Genomic DNA, 450 nt, shown 5'->3' with positions numbered 1-450 from the left:
CTTCCGCGCGGGCATCCAGTCGATCGACCGCGGCCAGTACGAGGCCGCCAAGGTGCTGGGCATGACGTACGGGCAGACGATGCGGCGCATCGTGCTGCCGCAGATGGTGCGCCGCATCCTGCCGCCCATGAGCAATGAGACCATCACGCTGGTCAAGGACACGTCGCTCATCTACGTGCTGGCCCTGAACGACCTGCTGCGCGCCGCGCGCGGCATCGTGCAGCGCGATTTCACGACCACGCCCTTCCTCGTGGCCGCCGCCTTCTATCTCGTGATGACCCTGGTGCTGACCTGGGGCTTCCAGCGGCTGGAGCGCCGCTATGCCCGCCATGACGCCTGACCTTTCCGCCCCCGCTGCCGGTGCCGGTGCCGGTGCATCCGCCGGCGTGCCCATGATCGAGGCGCGCGGCCTGCACAAGGCCTTCGGCGGCGTGCCCGTGCTGCGGGACG

Annotated in this window: 1 protein-coding gene; it reads left to right on the top strand. The window is 69.8% G+C overall.

All coding sequences use genetic code 11. From position 1 onward, the window contains the following. Window positions 1-340 (top strand): amino acid ABC transporter permease (locus K9U41_RS23215; RefSeq protein WP_282643195.1); only part of this gene is annotated, 340 nt, incomplete at its 5' end. Between the last annotated feature and the right edge of the window lie 110 nt (window positions 341-450).

This window comes from Xanthobacter autotrophicus (genome assembly GCF_029991245.1).
Taxonomy (GTDB): Bacteria; Pseudomonadota; Alphaproteobacteria; order Rhizobiales; family Xanthobacteraceae; genus Xanthobacter; species Xanthobacter autotrophicus_C.
This window is presented reverse-complemented; position numbering and strand designations above follow the sequence as displayed.